The organism is Rhodoferax sp. (assembly GCF_034519335.1).
GTDB lineage: Bacteria > Pseudomonadota > Gammaproteobacteria > Burkholderiales > Burkholderiaceae_C > Allorhodoferax.
On record NZ_JAXHOL010000020.1, the window covers coordinates 48681 to 71988 of the forward strand.

The following is a 23308-nucleotide window of genomic DNA, read 5'->3' on the forward strand; positions in this document are numbered from 1 at the left end:
CCGCCTGGTAACTCCGCCTGCACACAAACGGGGCATTCGCAGTTACTATCAGAACCTGTAATTTAGTTACAAGAACACCATGCCAGACACCACCCCATCTCCCGCCGCTTTGCACCCCGTTGTCGAGGCCGTGACCCGCCGTATCGTCGAGCGCAGTGCCACCAGCCGTGCCGCCTACCTGGCCCAACTGGAGCTGGCCGCCGACCGCAAACCCGGCGCCGACCGCATGGGCTGCGCCAACGTGGCCCACGCCTTCGCCGCCATGCCCGACGACGACAAGACCCGCGTAACGGGGCTGGACAAATTCAAGATCGTGGAAGAGAAGGGCGCCAACATCGGCATCGTCAACGCCTATAACGACCTGCTCTCGGCCCACGCGCCGCTGCAACACTACCCCGACCTCATCAAGGTCGAAGCCCGCAAGCACGGCGCCACCGCCCAGGTGGCCGGTGGCGTGCCCGCCATGTGCGATGGCGTGACGCAGGGTACGCCCGGCATGGAACTGAGCCTGTTCAGCCGCGACGCGATTGCCATGGCCACTGCGGTGTCGCTGAGCCACGACGTGTTTGACTGCGCGCTGATGCTGGGCGTGTGCGACAAGATCGTGCCCGGCCTGCTGATTGGCGCGCTGCACTTTGGCCACCTGCCCACCGTATTTGTGCCCGCTGGCCCCATGACCTCGGGCCTGCCCAACAACGAAAAAGCCAAGGTGCGCGAGAAAGCCGCCCAGGGCCTGGTGGGCCGCCCCGAGCTGCTGGCCGCCGAAAGTGCTGCCTACCATGGCGAGGGCACTTGCACCTTTTACGGCACCGCCAACAGCAACCAGATGCTGCTCGAAGCCATGGGCCTGCATGTGCCCGGCACCGCCTTCATCAACCCCGGCGAGGGCGTGCGGCAAGAGCTCACGCGCGAAGCCGTGCGCACCGTGCTGGCCATCACCAAGGCCAAGCGTTTTGCGCCCATTGGCAAGGTGGTTGACGAGCGCTGCATCGTGAATGCCATGGTGGCTTTGCTGGCCACCGGCGGCTCCACCAACCACTTGATCCACTGGGTGGCCGTGGCCCGTGCCGCGGGCATCGTGATCGACTGGAACGACTTCTCGGCCCTGTCCGATGTGGTGCCGCTGCTGAGCCGCGTGTACCCCAATGGCAGCGCCGATGTGAACCAGTTCCAAGCCGCAGGCGGCCCGGGTTATGTGATTCGCGAACTGCTGGACGCTGGCTTCATGCACGCTGACGTGCTGACCGTGCGCAGCGCTGGCCTGCGTGAGTTCACGGCCATTCCTTCGGCCAAGGCCGATGGCAGCTTGCAGTGGCAAGACCCCGGCGTCAGCAAGGACGACAGCGTGGTGCGCCCCGCCAGCGCGCCCTTCAGCGCCAGCGGCGGCCTCAAGTTGCTCAAGGGCAACCTGGGCCGCAGCGTGATCAAGGTGTCCGCCGTCCCCGAAGACCGCCACATCATCGAAGCACCGTGCCGCGTGTTTGATTCTCAGGACGCGCTGCACAAGGCCTTCAGCGCCAACGAGCTGAATCAGGATGTGATTTGCGTGGTGCGCTGGCAAGGCCCGCAGGCCAACGGCATGCCCGAGCTGCACAAGCTCACGCCGCCGCTGGCCGTGTTGCAAGGCAAGGGCTTCCGCGTGGCGCTGGTGACCGATGGCCGCATGAGTGGCGCATCCGGCAAAGTGCCCGCCGCCATCCACGTGTCGCCCGAGGCCGCTGCCGGTGGCCCCCTGGCCAAGGTGCGCGACGGAGACATCATCCGCTTGGACGCTGCTGCCGAAACCCTGCAGGTGCTGGTGTCTGATGCCGAATGGGCAGCTCGCCCACTGGACACCATGCCCGAAGAATTGCGCGCTGCCAACGGCATCGGCATGGGTCGCGAACTGTTTGCCAACTTCCGCCGCAACGCACTGGCCGCCGAAGAGGGCGCCTGCACTTGGTTCTGAACCCCACACCTATACGTCGATCTGGAATTCATATGTCTCAAGCCCCCGCCTTTACCGCTCTGCAAGTCATGCAGGACGCGCCCGTTATCCCCGTGATCGTGTTGAACGATGTGGCCCACGCTGTGCCGATGGCCCGCGCCCTGGTGGCTGGTGGCGTGCGCATGCTGGAAGTGACGCTGCGCACCCCGCAGGCCCTGGCCTGCATGGAGGCCATTGCCCGTGATGTGCCCGAAGCCGTGGTCGGCGCCGGCACCGTGCGCAGCAAGGCCGATGCGCAAGCCGCCGCCAACGCCGGTGCCCGCTTTGCCGTGAGCCCCGGCTACACCAGCGCCGTGGGCCAAGCCTGCCGTGACCTGGGCCTGTCGCTCTTGCCCGGTGTGGCCACCGGCAGCGAAATCATGATGGCGCAAGAGGACGGCTTCACCCAGCTCAAGTTCTTCCCCGCCATGCAAGCCGGCGGCCCCGCCATGCTCAAGGCCTGGAGCGGGCCATTCTTTGATGTGAAGTTCTGCCCCACCGGCGGCGTGACCTTGCAAAACGCGCCCGAATTCTTGGCCCTGCCCAACGTGGTGTGCGTAGGCGGCTCCTGGATCGTGCCGGCCGACGCCATGGCCAAGGGCGAGTGGGACAAGATCACCCAGCTGGCGAAAGATACGCAGGCGCTGCGCAAGTAAGTTGCACAGGCGGATACAAGTAGAAAGAGGGCTGCGGCCCTCTTTCTGCTTGCGCGAAAAGCTATAAATTAAGTAGCAGCTTGTTAGTCTGGCAATGGGGCTATGGGCCGCATCCCGCGGCTACCCAAGATCTGCCGACGTTGCTCTTGTACACCAGCTTGTGATGTGCATACTCCGAGCCGAAAGTCTTAAAGTTTGGCGAGAATAGCTGCCAACCCGTCCTCGGAGAATTGCCATGAATCGCTCCCGCTTCGCAGTCATTTGTCTAATCGCATTGCAGCCCCTTGCCCTGATGGCTCAGAACAAGTGTGATGCCGAGGCTGATGCCGCGCAGAGCAAGATTATTCGGGAGTTTTCCGTCAACCCTCCATCCAAACACGACCAAGCGGCTTACCTTGCTTGGTCCCAGAACCTGAATGTCGCCCTCGCCACTGTTGGAAAACGACACGAAGAATGCATCCGCGCCAACAGGCCAGCAATTTCTCCTGCCGAAGCTGCCAAAACGGATGCTTGTTTGGCGGCGGTCCGTCGCCGCGGTGATGAATTGGCGAATCGTTACCGTGGGCGAACGCTTACCTTTCAGGAGCAAACCACCCAACGTGCGGAACAGCAAACATTGCAGGACGAGTACATGGCCTGCTCGAAGCGCGTGAACCAGTAATGGCTGCCAATCTGCGCGCCTGCTTGCATGGTGATGTCACTGGAGAGCCTGGACATTGCTCTCGAGCCGGATATCAGCTTTTAGCCTTACCCCGGGGGTCCCTATGTCCAAACTCCGCGTAGAAAGTTTCACCATCTCCTTGGACGGTTTTGGTGCAGGGTCTCATCAAGACCTGGCCAATCCGCTCGGTGTGGGTGGTACCGCGTTACATGGCTGGGCTATGTCTACCCGCACGTTTCAAACCAAGGTGTTTGGCAACAGTGACGGTGGCGCAACCGGCATTGACGATGACTTTGCTCAGCGGGGTTTCCAGAACATGGGCGCCTGGATTCTGGGGCGCAACATGTTTGGTCCGGTGCGCGGGCCTTGGCCCGATGAAAGCTGGCGCGGTTGGTGGGGCGACAACCCGGTCTACCATGTGCCGGTATTTGTGCTGACCCACCACGCGCGCCCGCCGCTGGTCATGGAGGGTGGGACTACTTTCTACTTCGTGACCGAAGGCCCAGAGCGTGCATTGCAGCGTGCGCGTGAGGCGGCAGGGGGCAAAGACGTGCGGGTGGGCGGAGGTGTGGCTACCATCCAGCAGTACTTGCGCCTGCGGCTGATCGATGAAATGCACATTGCCATCTCGCCCGTATTGCTGGGCGCGGGCGAGCGCTTGTTCGAGGGCATCAATCTGCCTGCGCTGGGCTATGCCTGCACCCAGCACGTCAGCACGCCGCGGGCCACCCATGTGGTGTTGACCCGGCAGTGATGTACATCGGAGCGGAAATCAGCAAGACCGACATCGCCAGGATAGATACCGCCCAACGCGGATAAAGGACATTCAATGGACTCCCTGCAACAGTGCTCAGATATCCGTAGCCACGACATCGCTGCGACACCTGCGCAGGTCTTTGCTGCGATGCGAGACCCCGTGCGCGTGGCGCGCTGGTGGGGACCGGATGGATTCACCAACACCATCCATACCTTCGACTTCCAGCCCGGTGGGCAGTGGCTGCTGACCATGCACGGCCCAGATGGCACAGACTACCCAAACGAGAGCTGCTTTACCCATCTGGTGCCGGATGCCTTGTTTGAGATAGAACATTTCAGCGGTCACCACTTCTTCCTCACCATCCGGCTCGAAGCGTCGGGCGACGGCACCCGGGTGCACTGGCAGCAGACCTTTGACACCGCGGAGCACTACGCGCAGCTGGCCCAGTTTGTGGCCGCAGCCAATGCACAGAATTTGCAGCGCTTGGCCGCCGAGGTGCTGCGCTAGCGGCTCCTGATTTCATAGCGTCCGCCACCCCATCCACAGAGTCGACCCTGCTGTCAGCATCAGCAGCAGACCCAGCCCGTGGCTGAATGCGGTCTGGCTGGTGGAACTGCTGCGCAGCCAGACGCGCAGCTGCGCCGCTGCCAGCACGACGCTGCCGTACACCGCGATCTGGACCACGGAAGTGATGCCACCCAGCGCGATGGACTGGGCGACGATGCCGCCCTGCTGGGGCCGGATGAACTGTGGAAACACGGCCAGCATGAAGAGGTAAGCCTTGGGGTTCATCAGGCACGTCAGTGTTGCACGTACAAAGGTCTGTTGCAGCGGGCGCGAGGGTTGGTCTTGCAATTCCGAGAGTGCGTGGGTGTTGCGCAGCAGGCCATAGCCCATCCAGGCCACATAGAGCGCGCCAGCCAGCAGCAGCACGTTGAAGGCCACAGGAACGTGCTGCAAAAGCAGGCCGATGCCCAAAGCGCTCATGGCCACATGGGCCATACCGCCCAGAACGATGCCCGCCACCGCTGCCGTACCGGAGCGTCGTCCGTCCATCAAGGTGCTGGCCAGTACAAAGGCCATGTCCATGCCCGGTAGCACGATGATGCCGAAAACCAGCACCGCATACAGCCACAAATGTTCCATCGTCCGCTCCTGTTGATTGAAGAAGTGGCTAGTGTGTGCATCAATAGCTGCCACCGGATGTCAGCTTTTATCGATACGATGCAGATATGCGTGCCAGCCGCCTGCTCACCATCCAGATGCTCCTGCAAACCCGCGGGCGCATGAGCGCGCAGGCGCTGGCTGAGGTGCTGGAGGTGTCGGTGCGCACGCTGTACCGCGATGTGGACCAGCTCACGGCGGCGGGCGTGCCCATCTATGCCGAGCAGGGCCGCAACGGCGGCTTTCAGCTGGTGGAGGGCTGGAAAACTACGCTGACGGGCTTTACCGCGTCGGAGTCGCAAGCCGTGTTCATGAGCGGATTGGCAGGCCCGGCCGCGGAGCTGGGCCTGGGCCAGCAGGTGGTGGATGCGCAACTCAAGCTCATGAGCGCATTGCCTGCGCACCAGCGCGACGATGCGCAGCGCGTGCAAGCCCGCTTTCACCTGGACCCGGCCGATTGGTACCGCGAGGCAGACCCGGTGCCACACCTGAGCACTGTGGCCGCGGCCGTGTGGCAAGACCGTCAGCTGCGCCTGCGTTACGACAGCTGGAAGGCCGAGGTGCAGCGCACAGTGCACCCACTGGGGCTGGTGCTAAAGGCGGGCGTTTGGTACTTGGTGGCCACATCAGAAGGCAAGCCGCGCACCTACCGCATCTCCAACATCTTGGACGCTGAGATGTTGGACAAAGCCAGTACGCGGCCCAAGCGCTTTGATTTGCCGGCCTACTGGGGCGAGTCGATACGCCGCTTTGAAGCCGATCTGTACACCGGCCATGCCGTGGTGCAGGCCACGCCCCAGGGCGTGAAGCAGTTGCGCCAGCTCAGCAGCGCGGTGGCCAAGGCGATTGCCAGGGTGCCGCAGCCTATGGCGGGCGATACGGTACGCCTCAAGATTCCTATCGAAACGCTGGAGCAGGCCAGCTACCAGCTGCTGCGCATGGCGCCCGATGTGGAAGTGCTGTCACCGGCCGCGCTGCGCACGGCCATCGTGCGCCGGCTGCAGGCCATTCAGGCCTGCTATGGGTCATAAATCTGAGAAAAATTGGCCCCTAGCCCCCGTCAATATTGCGCAAGCAGCTACTGTTTTAATAGTGTTGTCTTCTGCTGCGACGGGAAGGCGCGTACCCGCTTCAGGTATAAAACCAGGAGCTAAAGACCTTGTAGTGGTCAGCATGCGGTGAGCCAATCTCGTGCGGCTGCTTCCCTTCGTGTGTGTTTTGCGTGCTGTAAAAGGGCTGGTGTATGAGTATTTCCCAATTGAATGCGGCGGAGGGCCCGCCAGATTCGGCGGTGCAAAACCGCCTGACGGCGGCCGGGCTGGTGTTGGCAACCTTGTTTTTCTCGGGTTCGTTTGCGCTGCAGTTGCACGCCCAGTCCAAAACATCCCGCTCCTTTGCCGAAACTTTTGGCTACTTGGAGGTGACTCTGGTGGTGGGGGCCCTGATGGCCATCGTGTCTATCACGGCACTGTTGGCCTGCCAGCAGTGCCTGGCCACCGACCGCGCCTGGTACAAGTCCAAGCGCGTATGGTTCACCGTGGCAACGGTGGCGCAGTATTTGTCCATTTCCCAGGCCATGAGCGCCGGGCTCACCGAGCTGGTGTTTGGTGTCAAGCACACCTTTGAGGCGACGTTCCTGGCGCAAATGTTGGCCGTGGCGGCCTCGATTTTGTGGGTGCTTTTGCTGTGGGTGGCACCTGCGCATGCCTTGCGCAGCTGGTGGCCCCATCTTTGGCGGGGCGAGCGTGTGGTGGTCATTGCCAGCTACCTGGTGTTGCTGGCGTTTGTGCTGCTGAGCAACGCGATGATTTATGTGATTCAAGACGGCGCGCCGAGCACGTTAGGGTCTGTACTGTGGGCTGTGGTGCGGCAGTTGCTGCAACCCATGATGTGGCTGAATCCGTGGACTCAGCCTGCCCTGACTTGATGATGAAAAGAGCGAAATGAAAAACGTAAAACGCATGCTGCAGTCCGCGGCTTGGACCGGGCTGGCCTGCATATTGGTGGCTTGTGGCAACGGGGGGAAGGGTGTTCCGCCCGAAGAAAAACGCGTGGTCATTGGCACTGCCGCCCATATCAAGGCCAAGCGGGAAAGTACCCACCGTTTGGGCAAGCCACTGCCCTTTGGCGTAACCCATCAACGGTTCAAAGATGGCAAGTTATTGGCAGATGATGCGCCGCACCCTTACATACTTTCCAGCGGTAGCCTGCTGGTAGATCCCCGAAAAAATGCCTTGATTCAGGTGGCGTACCACGAGGATGCCAAGGGGACGCTGTCCGAAGCGGTACCCAGCAGTTTCATGATCAGCGACCCATCCATCGTGTCGGCAGTAGTTACGCACCCGAGTACTAATGCGGCTATGGTCACCTTGACGGGAAAGAAGGGCAACAGTTTTATCACTGCACTGGATGCGCGTGGTGACGCCATCTCCAAGTTTATGGTGCTGTCGGCGGAGCCTCAAGAGGATGTATTGGTCGTGAGTGATCCGGATATACATCCGATGCTATGCAAGGGATTGGCTATGGGGGACAACCCCCTGTCCTGTTACACCGCGACGGCCACCACTTTTGATCGCGGCTACGTGGGCGATCAATTCTTCATGGATGACTATTTGAAGAGTGGCCGTGCCTCCAGGAAATTCATCCTGTTTGATGATGCTTCGCTCGCGAAATTAAAGGCCCTCAATACCAATGGATCCGATAGCTTTGACAAAAGGGCCATCTATTTCGAAAAAATAGACACGTTGTTTGTCATGAATGACGGTATTTCAAAAATAAGCAGCATGCGGGTGAATGGCAATAGTTCGGAAGGTGTGCTGCCCAATCGCAATGCACTTGAAATTCACCATGTGGCTACGCAGGAGGAATTCAATACGTATATTGATTTTGGCGGGAAGTTGTCATCCAGCCCGATCCGGGATTTTGAGCAAGGGGACAAGCTGGTGCACGAAATCACCCCCGGGTCCAATTCTAAATTGGAATTGGTGGGTGTTCAGTACAGCGATGGCAGTGAACAGGCAGTGTCTTTGGATACGGTGACCTACCTGACGAATGCAGTCCACCAACCCGTGAAGAAGCATATCTATGCACTTAAGTCTGCGCTTGAAGGCCGCCAAGGCTTGGGCTCCGGCGTTCAATGCCATGTGGCCGCAGAATTCGGGTTGAATCCAAAAATCTCGCTCAACTCATTCAAATCTACGGCTACTGTTGGTATCGGGGGGGACTTTAAGTGGAATGGTGGCAAGGCTGAATTCGGGGTTCATCTCAAGCCTGCCGTGGAGGTAGGTGGGCAAATTGCAATTCAAATGTCACAAGGCCTTGCATTTGAATGTTCATTTGAGATCAAAGAGTTTCCTGTCACGGAAATTGGTATTCCCTTATTTGGCAATGCAAAGATCATTATTCCTATCGAAGCAAAAACAAGAATTGCAGTGGGCTCGACGGCCAAAGGCGACGCGATATTGGTGACGCCCAAGTTCACTCTCGGCAAGGCGGGTGACTATTTTGAGCCCGGTGAGACTGGTTTTACTTATTCACCCAATACCGGCATCAATTCCCAGTATTCAATGGAAGCCACGCTCGCCAAAAGGCACCTGGGCTTGGCCCAGGGTACCAATCTCCAGTCTTCCCAGTTGAGCGGCAAAAGCTCTATCAATATGGTGCACTTGGCGGGTGTAAGTGCTGGGCTGGCGATGCGTGCAGAGGTGAAGGCTTGGATATTTGGCGGAGCAGAGGTGGGAGCTGATTTGGCGGAGGCCATTATTGGCTTTAAAACGGACGCAGGATATGACATTGATGCCGATACTGAAACCTATAGCAGCGCTGTACTGGAAGCCAAGTCGGGGATTGGACTGTTTTTGGAGTCCCACCCTTCAATTACCGTCAAGACCAAGTTCTTCACGCTTAGCTTCAACTTGATCGATTTCGGAAGCCAGGATATTTTCTTCTGGCCCATGAAGTATGCAGAGCCTGCCGAGGAAGCATTTGAGCCTGCTGAATCCAAGTCAAAAATAACATTCTCGCAATGCATTTCAGAAAGTTATGGAAAGTCTGTCTCGACAAACTGCGATACACCCAGTCCCCACAGCGATACGCGGGAGTATGTGTACAGCAGCCAGCAGATTTCGTTCGATCTCCTGCCTTATCTGCCAGGGAGAACTTCTGCCCAAGTATCCGAATATGTGTATGACTATATTTATTTGGACAAGGGCACTGGCAAGCCTGTGAAGGTTTCCATCCCCTCCAAGACGGAAGGGGGGGGCAAGGACGCGGAGGTCAAAATCAACAAATACGGCGTGACCAATATCGTGGCGGAGTCGATACGGAGCACTGTGGTCGAGATCGGGCCAGATGGGCGCCGTCAAAGCCCCACCTGCTGGATCTGGTTCAAGGGCGAGGAGCAGTACCGTGAACTACTCCGGTCATGCCTATAAGTTCCTGCCCAATGCCCTAGCCCTCATTCCGGGACGGAACAGGGGTTAGGTGTTTACGAGAAATTCGCCTTTAGGTCTCGTGGATATTGCACAAAAAGCTATTGATTTGATAGCGTTAAGGCTTAGCGCAAACCACCGCCAGTGGCCTCTTTGGGGCGCTGGATCAGCTCAATCTTGTAGCCATCCGGGTCCGTCACAAAGGCAATCACCGTGCTGCCTCCCTTGACCGGGCCGGCCTCGCGCGTTACGTTGCCACCGGCGGCCTTGATCTTTTCGCAGGCCGCGTAGGCATCGGGCACGCCCAGGGCGATATGGCCGTAGGCTGTGCCGATCTCGTAGCTCTCCACGCCCCAGTTGTAGGTCAGTTCGATCTCGGCCTGGCCGGGGTTTCCACCGTCAAAGCCGAGGAAGGCGAGGCTGTATTTGTATTCCGGGTTTTCGGATTGGCGCAGTAGCTGCATGCCCAGCACCTGGGTGTAGAAATCGATGGAGCGTTGAAGGTTGCCAACGCGCAGCATGGTGTGGAGAAATTGCATGCTTGGCATTGTGCCGCAGCCCGGTTTTACCCGGGCAGCTTGAGGTCAAACACCAGGCAGGTGGTCGTGGCGTGGGCGTAGAGCGTGCCGTCTGGGCCGTACAGGCGCGCCTCCGCCGTGGCCAGCTGGCGCCCGCAGTGGATGACCTTGCCTTCGGCGCGGATGCGCTGCACCGTGGGGCCAATAGCCTTGACCAGGTTCACGCCCAGCTCGGCGGTGGTGTAGCCGCGGCCCGGCAGCATCATGGTGTGCACGGCACAACCCAGGGCCGAATCGAGCAGCGTGGCGTACCAGCCACCGTGGATGGTGCCCATGGGGTTCAAGTGGGCAGGGCCGGGTGTGCCTTGGAACAGAGCGCGGCCTTCAGACACGTCGATCAGGGTGAAGTCCAGCGTCTTGGCGATGGCAGCGTAGGGCAGCTCGCCACGCAGCATGGCTTGCATCTGCTCCAGACCATTCAGGGTTGCAATTTGGTCCGGACGGGCCACGCCGGGGCCGGGGCCCGCATTCAGGCGTGCGACAACGGTGGCCTCTTCGGCCAACCAGGCATCCAGGGAGGAGGGGGTAGTTGTGGTGTTCATGGCATCTCTTTAACAGGGTTTCTGAATTCATATTGTTGCATATACAACTGATGTAGCTACAATCATTGGCATGAAAACCCTTGTCGCCCCTGCCGCCGCAGCAAACATCCTCAAACCCCAGGGCTGTACCAACCTCAAGCTGCGCCAGCTCACGCGCCGCGTCACACAGTACTACGACGCGGAGGTGGGCAAGACGGGGCTCAAGATCACCCAGTACTCCCTGTTGTCGCATGTGGTGAAGCTGGGGCCCTTGCGCGCAGTGGACTTGGCCGCCGTTATGCGCGTAAGCACCTCCACCTTGTCGCGCAACCTGCTGCCGCTGGTGGCCAACGGCTGGATCGAGGTGAACGCGGGTGACGATGCACGCAGCCGTCTCATCCACGCCACCGAGGCCGGCCAAGCCAAACGGACTGAGGCCCAGCGCAAATGGCGTGTGGCCCAAGAAGGCATCAACGCCACGCTCGGCCTTGAGCGTGTGATGGCGCTGCATGCGCTGATCGACGAATCCCTGGAATTGTTATCCCCCTTGGAATCTGGAGACGATGATGTCTGATGCCCCAACAAAGACCTCCACCCCCCGCAGCTTTGCGGTGTGGGTGATCCTGCTGGCCGCAGCCGGCACCTTCGCCCTGACCATGGGTACGCGCCAGACCATGGGGCTGTTTCTGAGTTCGCTCAATACGGCGACGGGTCTGGGCGTGGGCAGCATCAGCCTTGCGTTCGCCTTTGGGCAGCTGTGGTGGGGGCTCACCCAGCCCTTTGCTGGCGCCTTTGCCGACCGCGTGGGCGCCGGGCGCGTGCTGGTGTTGGGCGTCTTGCTGGTTGCGTTGGGCACCTTCATCACGCCGTTCATGACGACCACAGCCGGGCTGATCTTCGCCATCGGTGTTTTGGCGGCGGGCGGCGCCGGCATGGCGGGTCCTGCCGTGCTGATAGCGGCCACCGCGCGATTGCTGCCGGCCAACAAGCGGGGGATGGCCACGGGCATCGTCAATGCGGGGGGCTCTTTCGGTCAGTTCATCATGGCGCCCATTGCCGGCGCGCTGATGGTCAGTGTGGGCTGGGGCAATGCCCTGCAGGTAATGGCCGGTCTCGTCTTGCTGGCCTTGCCTGCTGCCTTCTTCCTAAAGGGCAACAACGTGCAAGTGGCGGCGCCCGGCGCCAAGACCATGGGTACCGGCGAAGCGGTGCGCCTGGCCTTGCGCACGCCCAGTTTTCTGCTGCTGGCTGCGGGCTACATGGTTTGTGGCTTCCACGTGGCATTCCTGGCCACGCACTTGCCGGGCGTGGTCGCGTCCTGTGGTCTGCCCACGCAGTGGAGCGCGTGGGCGCTGGGCATCTTGGGGCTGTTCAATATCGTAGGCAGCATTGCCATGGGCTGGGCCGTGGGCCGCTGGCGCATGAAATCGTTGCTCTCGCTGGTCTACAGCGTGCGCGCCATCGCCGTGCTGGTGTTCCTGCTGGCACCCAAAACGGGGCCTGTGGTGCTGGTGTTTGCCGCGGTGATGGGCGTGAGCTTTCTGTCTACGGTGCCACCCACGGCGGGGCTGGTGGCCAAGTTCTTTGGCACTACGCACATGGCTACGCTGTTTGGCCTGGTGATGCTGACGCACCAGCTGGGCGGATTCCTCGGTGCCTATTTGGGCGGCAAGATTTTTGATGCGACTGGCAGCTACAACTGGGTCTGGTACATCGACATCGTGCTGGCCGTGGGCGCCGCGCTGGTACACCTGCCTATCAAAGAGGCCAAGCTGGTGCGCCAAACCGCCTGAGAAGGGCAAGGCCTTGGGGAATAATGGCCTGCATTGTTTCCCAACCAAGGCACACACGCACCATGGCCACTTTCACCAAAGTCATTCTGTTCACCGACACCGACGGTTTCGCCAAATTCCGCGAGGAGGCCATCCCGCTGGACGGTGGCACCCCGCAGTCCCAGCTGTCTGAAGTGTTTGCCTCGGGGGGCTACCAGTTGCGTACCAGCCCGGTGGGGTTTCGCAGCCAGTACCACTGCTCGGGACACACGCAGTGGTGCTTCATTCTGCAGGGGCAGATGGAGATTGGGGTGCACGGCGAATCGCGCATCTTCAAGGCGGGTGAGCACTTCTACTCGGCGGATCTGCTGCCTGAAGGCGCGACGTTCGATCCGGCCATCCACGGCCACTGGAGCCAGCAGGTCGGTGACCAGCCGCTGGTCACCTTGTTTGTGCGCGGCTAATCGCGCCTAGCCCCGGCTGGCTGCGCCTTGCAGCTGGCCGGAAACGATGCGTCGCACACCAGGCTGCCCGGCCTTGACGGCCTGAATCAGACCGGCGGCGACATCCTTTACCTGGATGGAGCGGTAGTTGGCGGGGATCAGGGGGCTAAGCCAACGCGAGACCTTGAGCGTCCAGACCTCGCCATTGCGCACCGGTTGGTCCAGCGCAGCGCGGTTGCCCGCCAGCATGGACGGCTGCGCGATGGACACACTGGCGTAGCCGATGGATGCGACCGCAGCCTCCATCTCGCCCTTGGTCCGGTTGTAGAAGATGCCGGATTCGGGGTCTGCACCCATGGCGCTCACAACTCCTAATTTTGTAGCGCCTCGCGCATATTGCATGCGAGCTAGAGCCACAACCGCCTCATAATCCACGGCACGAAAGGCCGCCTGGCTGCCTGCCACCTTGATGGTAGTGCCCAGACAAATAAAAACATCGTCGGCCCGCGGCAGCTCAGGGAGCGCCGCGAAATCGACGATGTGTTGGGTCAGCTTGGGGTGGGTGAGAGGCAGCGTACGCCGCCCCACACTGTGTATCGCGCTGTAGGTCTTATCGGCTAGAAGAGCCGCCAGAACCTCGCGGCCCACGAGACCCGTTGCCCCCGCCACCAAAGCCACCCGAGCGGCCACCGCCGCCGTAGCCGCCACCACCACCGTATCCGCCTCCGCCATTGCCGCCTCCGTTGCGGTTCCCACCGCCGTAGCTGCGGCGAGCGCCGCGTTCGGCCATCATATCGACGCTGGTGCGCATCGGGTCAGGCTGACCGGCCGGTGCGCGGGGCGCACGGGGTTCGTTGGCAAAGCCCGCAGGCTGGCCCATGCCGGGACCACGGCCACGGCCTTGGCCCTGTGGGGGGCGTGCACCTTGCGAGCGCGGGGGCTGGAATTCGCCGCTGCGGTCGTTGTCGCGTGGAGCGCCGCCACCATTGCGGCTTCCTCCACCGTTGGCGCGTTGGCCCTGGCCGCCACGGCTACCGCCGTTACCGCCACCATTGCCACCGCCAGAGCGTGCGCCACCCTGGCCGGCTTTGCTGTCACGCACGCGTTGCAGCATTTCAGTGCGGGCTGCCTTGGCGGCTGCCTGCATCACGTCGCGGCTTGGGGGCTTGCCCGCGCCACCCCAAATGGTCTGGCGGCCCATGGCAATCGGTTCGCCTTTTTCACCGGGTTCGGGGCCAAAGCCGTCGATCACCTTGACGTCGATCTTTTGCTTGGTGAAGCGCTCGATGTCCTGCATGAAGCCCTCTTCGTCCAGGCACACCAGGTTCACGGCGGCGCCATCGGCACCGGCGCGGCCGGTACGGCCAATGCGGTGCACATAGTCTTCGCTGACGTTCGGGATTTCGTAGTTCACCACGTGCGGCAGATCGTCAATATCAATTCCGCGAGCAGCAATATCAGTGGCCACCAGGGCGCGCACATCGCCGCTCTTGAAGCCGGATAGCGCCTGGGTACGGGCGGCCTGGCTCTTGTTGCCGTGCAGCGCCATGGCGGTGATGCCGTTCTTTTCCAGGAACTCGGCCACGTTGTTGGCGCCGAATTTGGTGCGCGTGAACACCAGCACCTGGCTCCAGTTTTGCTCGTTGATGATGTGGGCGAGCAAGGCTTTCTTCTTGCCGCGGCCCACGGGGTGGATCACCTGTGTGATGCGCTGCACGGTGGTGTTGCGCGGCGTCACTTGCACGCTTTGCGGATTCTTGAGCAGACCGTTGGCCAGCTCGCGGATTTCGTCGCTGAAGGTGGCGGAGAACAGCAGGCTTTGCTTTTCCTTGGGCACGAGGGCCAGCACCTTCTTCACGTCGTGGATGAAGCCCATGTCCAGCATGCGGTCAGCTTCGTCCAGCACCAGCATTTGCACTTGGCCGAGGTCCAGCATGCCTTGTTGGGCCAGGTCCAGCAGACGGCCAGGAGTGGCCACCAGAATGTCCACGCCTTTTTTGACCTTGGATATTTGCGGGTTCATGCCCACGCCGCCAAAGATGACGGTGGAAGACAGTTGCAGGTACTTGCCGTACTGGCGCACCGACTCTTCCACCTGGGCAGCGAGTTCGCGGGTAGGGGTCAGCACCAGGGCACGGATGCCGGTACCGCCAAATTTGTTTTGGGCGCTGCGGCTCATCGAGAGGCGGTGCAGCAGGGGCAGGGTAAAGGCTGCGGTCTTGCCGGTCCCTGTCTGGGCGCCGCCTAGCAGGTCATGGCCTTCCAGCACCAGGGGAATCGCCTGTGCCTGGATCGCGGTGGGGGTTTCGTAACCCTGCTCGCGCACGGCCTTGACAATGGCGGGTGCCAGTTTCAGATCTTCAAAGTTCATTGGATAGATGCGTCCGTCCGGGACGCTTGGGAATCGGCCGTTCTGCAGGCATAAAGTCCGGCAGTCAGTCAAAGGCAGATGGATTCAAAAGTGGGACGCCCAGTGGTGTGGCAGTCCCCAGCAAGGTGCTGGTATTACGGGCAACTGAAGCGCCGCAATGGGCCATATTGTCGCATGCCTTGCACTTGGGCTGAAACGCGGTGTTGCAAGGACCTCAAAAACACGTGCGTGACGCCGTAACAATCTGTCATCTCACTGGTGCAAATGGCCGTGGTTATGGAGAATGGGCACACGATGAAGAAATACCTGTTGCGACGCCTCGGTGTGGCCCACGATCCGGGAGCGACCAAGCCCTCGCTGCAGGCTTGTATCGAAATCGTGCTGGAGCAAAGCGATGCGGTGGTCGATGACATCGTCGCCGGATTGCAACTGGCAACGTCCGAAGCCAACAACAAAGGCCTGCACGCCCGCCAAAACCCGCAGCGTCGCGCCGTGGTCGAGGCCTTGGCGTTAGAAAAAAAGACGTTTCAGCAAACTTTCGCCAGCGCCTTGCGCTCAGCCGTGTACGGCGGGGCCGCACAACGCAAGACTGCCCCAGCCCGCGTTCGCTTTGATGACTTCCAGTTTTTGGAAGAAGAGCAGATCGATGCCAACATCGAGCTGGCGATGTCTGAGCAAGAAGTCCTCATGTCTGTGGACACGGTGCTACCGGCCTTGAATGGGCTGGTCAGCAGTCTTTTGGGGTGGAGCAGCGTGCAAGCCCATCTGAACCCGCTCAAACCGGAGAATTTTGTCTATGCGTTGCGCGAGTCTTTGGCCCAATGTATTCCAGCGGATGAGGCTCGCGCTGGTGTTATGGGGCTGGCCGCCAGCTTGTTGGGCGCGGCGTTAGCCCAGCTCTACCGAGAAATGGTGGACTGGCTTCGTTCCCAGGGTGTGGAACCGGTGGTGCCCCTGACCGGTGGCTCTGGCCCATTCGGCGTGCCAGTGAAAGGAGCAGAAAATTCGGTCACCCGCACCTTGTTGACGCTCGACAAATTGCGTCGCCTGCTGTCCGGTGAGTTAGACCCGTGTGGGGCCGCCGGCAGTGCCAAAGATTTCACCCACACCGTGCCAGCCTCGTTTGAAGCGCTGGAGGATATGAAGCTTGTCGAGCCCATGATGAAGCGGCTGGCCGAGCGCGCCCGTCTGGCCGATCCGTCTGGCCTGCCTGGGGCACCCGCGGCGGCAGCCAAAGCTGTCTCCAAAGAGGCTGTGCGCAGCAAGGCTCTGGGCCAACAGCTCGGGGAAGAAGTCGTGCGCCTGATGCTGGACAACCTGACGCAAGACCGGCGTATGTTGCCGGGTATTCGACACAACCTCAAAGCCATGGAGCCCGTGTTGCTGCGCCTCTCACACACGGACCCACGTTTCTTCAGCGAAAAAAAACATCCGGCCCGCCATTTCCTGGACAAGATCACCAGCCGGAGCTTGGCCTTCACCTCGGCGGACGAGCCCGGGTTTGCGCGTTTCCAAAAGAACTTGGACAACGCAGTGAGTGTGTTGTCGGGCGGGGAGGGTGATGCCAATGCCTTCGCCCGCTTGCTGCGCAAGCTCGAAGAGGGCTGGGCACAGGACGAGCAGCAGCACCGCCAACGTACAGAAGAAGCCGCCCGCAGCCTGTTGCACGCAGAGCAGCGCAATATGCTGGCCCAACGCCTCTCAGACGACTTCATGGAGCGGGTGGGCAGCAAGCGCGTGCCTGAGCTGGTGGTGAGTTTTCTGCGTGGCCCCTGGGCGCAGGTGGTCGCAGAGTCCCAGTTGCGCTGCGCGGATGGGTCGCAGGATGCAGACGGTTACCTGTCCTTGGTGGACGACCTGATTTGGAGCGTGCAGCTACGCCTGACCAGCCGCAACCGGGCCCGGCTGGTAGACATGGTTCCCCAAATGTTGGTCAAGCTGCGCCAAGGTTTGCAGCGGATTGATTACCCGGAAGACCGTATTCCGCCATTTTTTGACGGCCTGATCAGTATCCACGAGCAGGCGTTCGAGGCCAGCCGTGTAGCCGCCACTGAGGGAGCCGCCCCGCCGCCCTTGGTGCCCAAAGTGGATGTCACACAGAGCGTCTTGCCGGCTGACCAGGAGTTCTGGATGGCCGATGACGAGGCGCTGGATTCGGGCTTCATGCATGACGATGCCCTGCCATTACCGCCCATGCCCAAGGTGCAGCAGGCGACTGATCCCGCCTTGCACCATGACTGGACTGCCGAGAACCTGGGGACGGGGGCCTGGGTGGACCTGGCACAAGGTGGCGTCTGGGTGCGCGCCCAACTGACCTGGGCGAGCCCACACCGTACCCTGTTCATGTTCACATCCTCGGGCGGACTAGCCCATTCCATGTCCCGCCGCACCATGGATCGGCTACGGGAAACGGGCCTGATTCATTTGGTGTCCGATGGGCATGTGATGGACAACGCCCTGGATGCCGTGGCCCAGGCTGCTCTGCGCAACGACCTGGAAAAGGGCACCGGCGTCGCCTGAAACTGCTTACTTTGGCAGGGTTTGGGGTGAGGCAGTCGATAATGTAGGTTTATCGCTGAAAACAATCGAATCGCAATGGCCCAATACGTTTTTTCCATGAACCGCGTCGGCAAGATCGTGCCGCCCAAGCGCCACATTCTTAAAGACATTTCTTTGAGCTTCTTCCCGGGCGCCAAAATTGGTGTGCTCGGCACCAACGGCTCGGGCAAGTCCACCTTGCTCAAGATCATGGCGGGTATCGACAAGGAAATCGAAGGCGAAGCCATCCCCATGGCGGGCCTGAATATCGGTTACCTGCCCCAAGAGCCCCAGCTTGACCCTACACAGACGGTGCGGGAAAGCGTGGAAGCTGGCATGGGCAAGGTGTTTGCCGCCAAAGCCCGCCTCGAAGAGGTCTACACCGCTTATGGTGCCGAAGACGCAGACTTTGACGCGCTGGCCGCCGAGCAGGCCGAGCTGGAAGCCATCATTGCCACGGCTGGTACGGATTCCGAGCATCAGCTCGAAATCGCCGCTGACGCGCTGCGCCTACCACCCTGGGACGCCAATATTGGTGTGTTGTCCGGTGGTGAGAAGCGCCGCGTAGCGCTGTGCCGCCTGCTGCTGAGCAAACCCGACATGCTGCTGCTTGACGAACCGACCAACCACTTGGACGCCGAATCGGTGGACTGGCTGGAGCAGTTCCTGCAACGCTATTCCGGCACCGTGGTGGCTATCACCCACGATCGCTACTTCCTAGACAACGCGGCCGAGTGGATTCTGGAACTGGACCGTGGCTCCGGCATTCCCTACAAAGGCAATTACTCTGATTGGCTGACGCAAAAGGGCGTCCGTCTGGAAGCCGAGCAAAAGGGTGAAGAAGCCCGCGCCAAGGCCCTGAAGAAGGAATTGGAATGGTCGCGCCAGAACCCCAAGGCACGCCAGGCCAAGAGTAAGGCCCGTCTGGCCCGCTTTGAGGAATTGAGCGACTTCGAATACCAGAAGCGCAACGAAACCAACGAAATCTTCATCCCAGTGGCAGACCGCCTGGGCAGCCAAGTGATCGAGTTCAAGAACGTCACCAAGTCCTTTGGCGACCGCGTGCTCATCGACAACCTGAGCTTCAACATCCCGGCCGGCGCCATCGTCGGCATCATCGGCCCCAACGGTGCCGGTAAGTCCACGCTCTTCAAGCTCATCGCCGGCCGCGAGAAACCCGATTCGGGTGAAGTCGTTATTGGCTCCACCGTGAAGATGGCGTTTGTCGACCAGCACCGTGATGACCTGTCCAACGACAAAACCGTGTGGGAAGACGTGTCCGGTGGACTCGACATCCTGAACGTCGGCAAGTTCCAGATGGCCAGCCGTGCCTACTGCGGCCGCTTCAACTTCAACGGTGCTGATCAGCAGAAGAAAGTTGGCATGCTCTCCGGTGGTGAGCGCGGGCGTCTGCATTTGGCCAAGACCCTGATTGCTGGCGGCAACGTGTTGATGCTCGATGAACCATCGAACGACTTGGACGTGGAAACCCTGCGTGCGCTGGAAGATGCACTGCTGGAATTCGCCGGCACCATGCTGGTGATCTCCCACGATCGCTGGTTCTTGGACCGTATCGCCACCCACATCCTGGCCGCCGAAGGCGACAGCCAGTGGACCTTCTTTGACGGTAACTACCAAGAGTACGAAGCCGACAAGAAGAAACGTTTGGGCGAAGAGGGCGCCAAGCCCAAACGTGTCCGTTACAAAGCATTGAAGTAAACGACGGTTGTCCGCCGTCCAACCAGAGCCCTCTGCCATGACCGTGCCTTCTCCCCAATACGCTGCGCTGTACCAAGCCACCATTGAGGAGGCCGCATCTGGCGGTGCAGCCATCATGGGAAAACTGGTGGCGGCGGTTCGTAAATCGGTGCAGGGGCGGCTTGCAACCGCGCGGGACTACCGCGAACGCGAGGTTCACGAGGAATCTCTGAAGCTGCTGCATGCACAGGAACCGGAGTTGCGCTTGCAGTATCCACAAGCACTGTTGGCGGCATTCAGTGGCCCTGTGCTGTCTACCAAAGCTACGGTGCTGAGCATGGCGGACGTGCAGTTCGACCAGCTTGAGTTGATGGACGAAGTGCAGGTGCAGGAAAGTGTGACCATGGCACGCGCACAGCAGATGGCCATGCTGGCCGCAGAAGCCAGCTTGGCCGAACTCAACACCCTGATTTGCGCCACCCTCGGGCTGGCTACGGTACGGCCTGAACGCAACCCCTTGCGCCCTGATGTCTACTTGCAGGCGCTCAAGCTGGTGGTCGAGCGCGCTCCCGTACCCGCCTCCATGCGACTCGACTGGCTCACCACCATGGGCGTGGCTCTGGGCGCCGAGTTGCGCGAGTTGTACACGCGCTTGGCGGCGCGCATGCGGGCCGAAGGCGTAGTGGCAGCAGGCTACGCGGTAGTGCCCGCTCCGGGAACTGCCACTGTGGGCGCCAACAGGAGTGCGGCTGGCGGGTCTGGTGGCCTGCCGGGTAGTTCGGAGCGCGAAGCCCAGATTGCGGCAGACGTGCGCGCTCGCCGTCCTGCAGATCCGGCGCTGCTGACCTTGGACCGTCTGCGCAAATTGCTGTCCGGTGAGCTCGATGCCCAAGGCACACCTCACCGTGTGGCTGCATTTGCGCAACAGTTTTCACGTCAGTTTGAGGGTGAGGCTTTGCTGAATGCTTCCCCTCCCGAGGGGGACTATGCCGCCACAGTGCCGGCCGCCTTCGAGGCGCTGACGGAAATGAAGCAGGTGGACCGTGTAGTGCAGCGGCTGGAGCAACGCCGTAGCGCACCAGTGCGCATGGCCCAGGCTGGGGCGGTGCAGCTGGCCTGCGAGGCGATTCGCCGCAGTGCGACTGGTGTCGCCCAGGCCCTGAGCCTGGAAGTGGTGAACCTCATGGTAGACAACATTGCGCGTGACCCACGCCTGTTGGTGTCTGTACAGGAACTTGTACGCAGCCTGGAGCCTGCGTTGATGCGTTTGGCCTTGGTGGATCCTCGCGTGTTCACCGATAAAGAGCATGCCGCCCGCAGCTTGGTGCAGGAAATCACCCACCGAAGTTTGGCATTTGCCAGCGAACAGACCACCGGTTTTGTCGGGTTTTACCAAGAGGTTCGCGAAGCTGTATCTCCGCTGACTGACGTAGAGGTGCAGGGCCCCGAGCCATTTGAAATCGTGTTGGCGCAGTTGCGTGCTTCCTGGGATGAGGCTGCCAAGGCACAAGAAGCCTCGCGGGCGCAGGCCGTGCAAGCTTTGCAAACGGCCGAACAGCGTAATTTGCTGGCGGAAAAAATTGCACGTGAAATCGATTCACACCCCGATGCCGCCAAAGTTCCCGAGGTGGTGATTGCCTTTCTGTGTGGCCCCTGGGCGCAGGTGGTTGCCCATGCGCGCCTGCAAGGTGGCGCTGGCTCCAGTGCGGCAGACAAATACCAAGCCCTGATCTCGGCCATGTTATGGAGCGCTCATCCAGACCTGGCGCGTACGAATGTAACCAAACTGACCCGTTTGGTTCCATTGCTGATCAGCACCTTGCGTGATGGGCTCGACAGCATTCGTTACCCTGCCACCAAGACCAGCGTTTTTCTGGAAGCTCTGATGGGACTGCACCAGCAGGTGTTCCGCTCGGCAAGCAAGCCAGAGGCTGCAGCGGTGCCGATGCCAGCGCCCGTGCACGCCCACAAAACACGTCCAGTGGAGGACGGAGATCCATGGGTCGCACCCGAAGAGGCACGTGAGTCCAACTTTATTGAGCTGCCAGAAGTCCCGGATGCGGCACCTGCTGAGACAGCGCAAGTGGTGGACGCACAGGCCGTGCAGTCGGCAGGCCCTTTGGCGGCAACTGCCCCGGCTGGCGGGGCGCTGCCTTTGGGCTCATGGGTGGAGTTGATGACCAATGGCGAGTGGGTGCGCACCCAGCTCACTTGGGCCAGTCCGCATGGCACCTTGTTCCTGTTCACCAGTGTGTACGGCACTACGCAGTCCATGACGCGCCGAACCCATGACAAGCTCGTCGCCGCTGGACAGCTGCGCGTGATCTCCGGCCAGCCCGTGGTGGATGGCGCGCTGGATGCCGTGGCTCAGCAGGCCATGCGAAACAGCGTGGACTCTACGCTTTAAGCAGGCGCTCGCGCACCAGGCCGATGTGGTTGCGCAGTGTGTAGAGCTCGTCGGTGTACGAGAGTGGCACGATGATTTTTTCTACCTTGCTTTCCAGGGCATTGAGCTCGGACAGGAGTTCGCTCGCACTTGCGGGGGACTCTTCGAGCCGCTCCTCTATTTCCCGCAGCTGACCATACCAGCGGAACACGCGGGAGCGTACCCGGAAGGCATACAGCGGAGGCGCAATCTTTCCCAATGGCAAGAGCACCGCAATGATCAAGCCCAAGGCCAGCCACATCCGTTCGATCAGGTTGGCCAGGGTAAACGGGATGTAGCGCTGTAGGGAAGGCACACCCGTGCGCATGGTGCGTTCGGCTTCGGGTGCTAGTGGGTACTCGGCATTGCCTGCATTGGGGAACTCGCGCGCCCGGTTGAACCAGCCGGCCTGGCCATGGATTTGCATGGCGGCTTGGGACATCAACTGCCGCAACGCGGGGTGCACATCTTCGCGTGCCAGCATGCTGGTGGTGGTGGCAATCAAATGCACGTCCTGCGTTGGCAGCTTGCGGGCCAGATCCACAATGCCGTTGGGAAGCGTGGCGGGTGTGACAAAAGGCAAGCGCCTAGCGTACGCTTCGTTTTGGTGGAAGTCCATCAACCGGATGCCGGGTGTTTGCAGCAACATCTGCACGATGGGTGCCTCCGGCGCAGAGGCAAATACGACGGCGTCGAGCTGGCCTTGCAGCAGTTTCACGGTGGCAGGTGTTTGGTCCAGTTGCGAGAGGGTGATGCTCTTGGGGCCGACACGATTCATGTCCAGCAGGGTTTGCATCAGGGTCGGTACCCCGCTGCCAGAGGCACCTACGTTCACCCGCATGTGCGCGAGTTGCGTGATCGAGTTGAGCTGTCCGCTGGGTGATATGGCCTGCGCAGAGGCACTGCGGTAGAACAACCAGATGGGTTCCACGAACAGATTGCCCAGTGTCAACAGGGACTCCTCCTCCGCATCCTCCCCTGGTGCCTGGGTGGATGCAGTGCCGCCTTGCACAAATCCTGCATCGGCCTGCCCACTGCGCAGCAGTTCCAGGTTGGCTGATGAACCATCGGTGGGGAGCAAGATCACTTCAATGCCGCTGGCCTGTAACGCTTTGGCATACCGCTGTCCAAACTCTGCATAAGCACTTTGTGCTGGGCCCGTAGCAAGCGTGATGGTTTTCGGCGGCATGGGGTCCAGCCACCAATAGGCCAGCCACACCAAGCCCGCGGCAGCAATGACGAAGGGGCTGGCAGATGCCAGCAGGTCACGCAGTGACAACAGCACGTAGCGCACAGATTTGGGCAGTTGGGGTAGCTTCATGGCAGTG

General features: G+C 60.9%; 20 protein-coding genes. 14 read left to right on the forward strand and 6 right to left on the reverse strand.

Annotated features, from left to right (window positions below; genetic code table 11):
* Window positions 1-79: 79 nt before the first annotated feature.
* The 5 genes from edd to U5O12_RS08470 all read left to right on the forward strand — a co-directional run bounded on the left by edd (window position 80) and on the right by U5O12_RS08470 (window position 4547).
* Entirely contained in the window at window positions 80-1948 is a 1869-nt protein-coding gene (gene edd, locus U5O12_RS08450) for a phosphogluconate dehydratase (RefSeq protein ID WP_322578205.1), read from the forward strand.
* Window positions 1949-1980: 32 nt separating this feature from the next.
* A complete protein-coding gene (eda, locus tag U5O12_RS08455; protein WP_322578206.1) occupies window positions 1981-2622 on the forward strand; it encodes a bifunctional 4-hydroxy-2-oxoglutarate aldolase/2-dehydro-3-deoxy-phosphogluconate aldolase in 642 nt (213 codons plus the stop codon).
* A gap of 235 nt (window positions 2623-2857) precedes the next feature.
* Window positions 2858-3283, forward strand: coding sequence for a hypothetical protein (locus tag U5O12_RS08460; protein WP_322578207.1), 426 nt, complete (start codon window positions 2858-2860; stop codon window positions 3281-3283).
* A 103-nt stretch (window positions 3284-3386) separates the two neighbouring features.
* The gene (locus U5O12_RS08465; RefSeq protein WP_322578208.1) at window positions 3387-4037 is read left to right on the forward strand and encodes a dihydrofolate reductase family protein; all 651 of its coding nucleotides are present in this window, start codon (window positions 3387-3389) and stop codon (window positions 4035-4037) included.
* 75 nt (window positions 4038-4112) lie between these two features.
* On the forward strand, window positions 4113-4547 hold the full coding sequence (locus U5O12_RS08470; protein WP_322578209.1) for an SRPBCC domain-containing protein: 435 nt from the start codon (window positions 4113-4115) through the stop codon (window positions 4545-4547).
* 12 nt (window positions 4548-4559) lie between these two features.
* Here the strand turns inward: U5O12_RS08470 and U5O12_RS08475 are convergent, their stop codons facing one another.
* A complete protein-coding gene (locus tag U5O12_RS08475) occupies window positions 4560-5186 on the reverse strand; it encodes a LysE family translocator (protein ID WP_322578210.1) in 627 nt (208 codons plus the stop codon).
* Window positions 5187-5272: 86 nt separating this feature from the next.
* On the opposite strand from U5O12_RS08475, the gene U5O12_RS08480 reads away from it, so the two are divergent.
* From U5O12_RS08480 to U5O12_RS08490, 3 genes are all read left to right on the forward strand, one after another.
* Complete coding sequence (locus U5O12_RS08480) at window positions 5273-6235, forward strand: YafY family protein (RefSeq protein ID WP_322578211.1); 963 nt, start codon at window positions 5273-5275, stop codon at window positions 6233-6235.
* 212 nt (window positions 6236-6447) lie between these two features.
* Window positions 6448-7131, forward strand: a complete 684-nt coding sequence (locus U5O12_RS08485) for a hypothetical protein (RefSeq protein WP_322578212.1) — start codon at window positions 6448-6450, stop codon at window positions 7129-7131.
* A gap of 16 nt (window positions 7132-7147) precedes the next feature.
* On the forward strand, window positions 7148-9637 hold the full coding sequence (locus tag U5O12_RS08490; RefSeq protein ID WP_322578213.1) for a hypothetical protein: 2490 nt from the start codon (window positions 7148-7150) through the stop codon (window positions 9635-9637).
* Window positions 9638-9759: 122 nt separating this feature from the next.
* Here the strand turns inward: U5O12_RS08490 and gloA are convergent, their stop codons facing one another.
* Window positions 9760-10173 (reverse strand): lactoylglutathione lyase, encoded by a 414-nt coding sequence (gene gloA, locus U5O12_RS08495; protein ID WP_322578214.1) that lies wholly within the window; start codon window positions 10171-10173, stop codon window positions 9760-9762.
* A 26-nt stretch (window positions 10174-10199) separates the two neighbouring features.
* A complete protein-coding gene (locus tag U5O12_RS08500) occupies window positions 10200-10754 on the reverse strand; it encodes a PaaI family thioesterase (RefSeq protein WP_322578215.1) in 555 nt (184 codons plus the stop codon).
* A gap of 70 nt (window positions 10755-10824) precedes the next feature.
* On the opposite strand from U5O12_RS08500, the gene U5O12_RS08505 reads away from it, so the two are divergent.
* The 3 genes from U5O12_RS08505 to U5O12_RS08515 all read left to right on the forward strand — a co-directional run bounded on the left by U5O12_RS08505 (window position 10825) and on the right by U5O12_RS08515 (window position 12969).
* Window positions 10825-11307 (forward strand): MarR family winged helix-turn-helix transcriptional regulator, encoded by a 483-nt coding sequence (locus U5O12_RS08505; RefSeq protein ID WP_322578216.1) that lies wholly within the window; start codon window positions 10825-10827, stop codon window positions 11305-11307.
* Window positions 11297-12526 carry an MFS transporter gene (locus tag U5O12_RS08510; RefSeq protein ID WP_416221467.1) on the forward strand — a complete coding sequence of 410 codons (1230 nt, stop codon included), beginning with the start codon at window positions 11297-11299 and terminating at the stop codon, window positions 12524-12526. Before U5O12_RS08505 ends, U5O12_RS08510 begins: the two co-directional genes overlap by 11 nt.
* Window positions 12527-12588: 62 nt before the next feature.
* Entirely contained in the window at window positions 12589-12969 is a 381-nt protein-coding gene (locus U5O12_RS08515) for a hypothetical protein (protein WP_322578218.1), read from the forward strand.
* Window positions 12970-12975: 6 nt separating this feature from the next.
* Here U5O12_RS08515 and U5O12_RS08520 read toward each other — a convergent pair whose 3' ends face one another.
* Window positions 12976-13662: a nucleoside-diphosphate sugar epimerase gene (locus tag U5O12_RS08520; RefSeq protein WP_322578242.1), complete on the reverse strand. Its 687-nt coding sequence runs from the start codon at window positions 13660-13662 to the stop codon at window positions 12976-12978.
* On the reverse strand, window positions 13559-15319 hold the full coding sequence (locus U5O12_RS08525; RefSeq protein WP_322578219.1) for a DEAD/DEAH box helicase: 1761 nt from the start codon (window positions 15317-15319) through the stop codon (window positions 13559-13561). The genes U5O12_RS08520 and U5O12_RS08525 overlap by 104 nt, the downstream gene beginning before the upstream one ends.
* Window positions 15320-15613: 294 nt before the next feature.
* Here U5O12_RS08525 and U5O12_RS08530 point away from each other — a divergent pair, with 294 nt between their 5' ends.
* From U5O12_RS08530 to U5O12_RS08540, 3 genes are all read left to right on the forward strand, one after another.
* Window positions 15614-17839: a DUF1631 family protein gene (locus tag U5O12_RS08530; protein ID WP_322578220.1), complete on the forward strand. Its 2226-nt coding sequence runs from the start codon at window positions 15614-15616 to the stop codon at window positions 17837-17839.
* Window positions 17840-17914: 75 nt separating this feature from the next.
* Entirely contained in the window at window positions 17915-19576 is a 1662-nt protein-coding gene (gene ettA / locus U5O12_RS08535) for an energy-dependent translational throttle protein EttA (RefSeq protein WP_322578221.1), read from the forward strand.
* Between the two features lie 37 nt (window positions 19577-19613).
* The gene (locus U5O12_RS08540) at window positions 19614-21962 is read left to right on the forward strand and encodes a DUF1631 family protein (RefSeq protein ID WP_322578222.1); all 2349 of its coding nucleotides are present in this window, start codon (window positions 19614-19616) and stop codon (window positions 21960-21962) included.
* On the opposite strand, the gene U5O12_RS08545 is transcribed toward U5O12_RS08540, so the two are convergent.
* Window positions 21952-23301: a TAXI family TRAP transporter solute-binding subunit gene (locus U5O12_RS08545; RefSeq protein ID WP_322578223.1), complete on the reverse strand. Its 1350-nt coding sequence runs from the start codon at window positions 23299-23301 to the stop codon at window positions 21952-21954. The two genes, U5O12_RS08540 and U5O12_RS08545, sit on opposite strands and share 11 nt — an antisense overlap.
* Between the last annotated feature and the right edge of the window lie 7 nt (window positions 23302-23308).